The sequence below is a fragment of the Algoriphagus sp. genome, assembly GCF_024642405.1.
Classification (GTDB): domain Bacteria; phylum Bacteroidota; class Bacteroidia; order Cytophagales; family Cyclobacteriaceae; genus Algoriphagus.
This window is the reverse complement of the sequence record NZ_JAHEBC010000486.1, coordinates 1-2,396: the sequence shown is the minus strand read 5'-3', so window position 1 is coordinate 2,396 and position 2,396 is coordinate 1. Positions and strand designations below refer to the sequence as shown.

Annotated in this window: 2 protein-coding genes; one reads left to right on the top strand and one right to left on the bottom strand. The window is 39.4% G+C overall.

Annotated features, from left to right (window positions below; all coding sequences use genetic code 11):
- Positions 1-3: 3 nt before the first annotated feature.
- On the bottom strand, positions 4-978 hold the full coding sequence (locus tag Q0L68_RS19650) for a tryptophan 2,3-dioxygenase family protein (RefSeq protein WP_296705942.1): 975 nt from the start codon (positions 976-978) through the stop codon (positions 4-6).
- 115 nt (positions 979-1,093) lie between these two features.
- Between Q0L68_RS19650 and Q0L68_RS19645 the strand changes: the two genes are divergently transcribed.
- The gene (locus Q0L68_RS19645; RefSeq protein WP_296705941.1) at positions 1,094-2,299 is read left to right on the top strand and encodes an acyl-CoA dehydrogenase family protein; all 1,206 of its coding nucleotides are present in this window, start codon (positions 1,094-1,096) and stop codon (positions 2,297-2,299) included.
- Positions 2,300-2,396: the final 97 nt, after the last annotated feature.

Sequence of the window (2,396 nt, the reverse complement as noted above, 5' to 3'; positions counted from 1 at the left end):
GTTTTAATATTTTCCTGGAGTATCATCTCCAAAAATCTCTTTGACAACCCAACCTTTACCCCATTCTTCTTTCTCTTGATCCGTCCATAGTTCTGGGTAAAAAATTACTTTCTGAAAACGCGGAGGTAAATATTTTTGCCAGTTTGTTCCTCCAGTGGCTGCTATGTCAACTGGATCTCTTTGAAGATAACGAACTGCAGATTTGTAATGTGCCAAGGGCCAGAAAACGTTCGCTTTTAGATCAAGCTGTTTCATTGCTTCGGTCAACTCATCGGTTTTATCTGCACAATCTATATACTTCTGCCATAGATTTTTACGTCTGTAATGTTCAATTATCTCTTTAAGCTTTTTTCCATACTTGATCTCAAAATTCTTTAGTGTCAAGGTCTTCTGTCCTGTCGCTAATTCAATCGCCCCTTGCTGCCAATATAAATGCTCAAATAAATCATCTGCCGGAGAATGATAATCGTGCTCCTCTCTGCTTTTCAATGAAACCAAATTAAAAGCATCTGCAGACATTAATTCAATTTCTCTATACTGGGCTGATTGAAAACCACTGGAAGGTAATAGTGACATTCTGAATTTGAGAAACTGCTCCCTTTCCATCCCCTTCCACATCATCGCAAAAGAACTTATCAAATGATCAAAGTACATATTGATTCGTTCCAATCTATTTCTAAAAAATGATTCTGTTATCGGTTCTTGAATAGAAATTTGCTCTATTTCTGAAATAATCAATTTGAAATACAGCTCTGTAATCTGATGATAAATGATAAAAATTTTTTCATCTGGAAAGGAGGTTTTTGGCTGTTGAAGCGACAGTAAAACATCCAAATTGATGTATTCCCAATAAGTCAGGTAGTCAGCATACAATAAGCCTTCCAGATAAGAAAGCATATCTTGACCCGAAGCTTTGAACTTACTTTGGAGTTGTTCAATCTTATCAAGGATTTTGGGATCAAATTGATCTTGTTTCATATTGAATTTCTTTAAAAAAGATAGACTTTTAGGAAGCAAAGTATTTACTTCGAATCAATCAGTTATTTTCTGTCTCGACAAAAGTCACTGATTCATCCTAATTAACCAAAATACAATGGAGTCAAAATCAATCCAGAAAACCCAAAAACAAGACTTATTTGAAGGAGTTGATTTCCTTCAAATCGACGATTTATTAACGGAGGAGCATCTTTTAATCAGAAGTTCGATAAGGGATTTCGTTAAAAAAGAAATTTCACCTTACATAGAAGATTGGGCTCAAAAAGCTCATTTCCCCAGTGAAATCGTGAAAAAATTCGGAGAAGTTGGCGCTTTCGGCCCTCAAATCCCAACTGAATATGGAGGTGGTGGATTAGATTATATAGCCTATGGTTTGATCATGCAAGAGATTGAAAGAGGTGATTCTGGAATGAGATCTACCGCATCTGTCCAAGGTTCTTTAGTCATGCATCCTATTTATAAATTTGGATCTGAGGAACAAAGAAGAAAATATCTGCCAAAATTAGCTTCCGGAGAAATGCTGGGATGTTTTGGATTAACTGAGCCGGATCATGGTTCAAACCCCAGTGGCATGGTGACCAACTTCAAAGATATGGGAGATCATTACCTTTTAAATGGGGCTAAGATGTGGATTTCTAATTCTCCTGAGGCAGATATCGCGGTAGTTTGGGCGAAAAATGAAGAAGGTAGAATTCACGGTTTGATTGTAGAGCGAGGAATGGAAGGTTTCTCTACCCCAGAAACTCACGGGAAATGGTCGCTTCGTGCTTCCTGCACCGGGGAATTGGTTTTTGATAATGTGAAAGTGCCCAAGGAAAATCTTCTTCCTGGCAAATCCGGTTTGGGAGCTCCGCTGATGTGCTTGGATTCTGCACGATTTGGAATAGCCTGGGGAGCGATCGGAGCTGCGATGGACTGTTACGAGTCTGCGAGAAAGTACGCGGCTGAGCGCATCCAATTTGGAAAGCCTATAGCAAGTTTTCAGTTGGTACAGAAAAAGCTTTCCGAAATGCTTACCGAAATCACCAAAGCCCAACTCCTAGCTTGGAAGGTCGGCAAGATGATGAATGAGGGCAAAGCCAAAACCGTCCATATTTCTATGGCAAAGCGAAACAATGTGGAAATGGCCCTCAACATCGCCCGGGAAGCCAGACAAATCCATGGTGGAATGGGAATCACTGGTGAATATCCAATTATGCGCCATATGATGAACTTGGAATCAGTGGTGACTTATGAAGGCACACAGGATATTCACTTGCTGATTTTAGGTCAGGAGATTACTGGGATAGCGGCCTTTGTTTAGGGATTGGATTTTTAACCGAGGAGGACACGGAGGGAAACGCTTAGGGCGCAAAGCAAAAATCTAATTTTAAAGTAAGAGTTCTTGAAAAGAAATATAT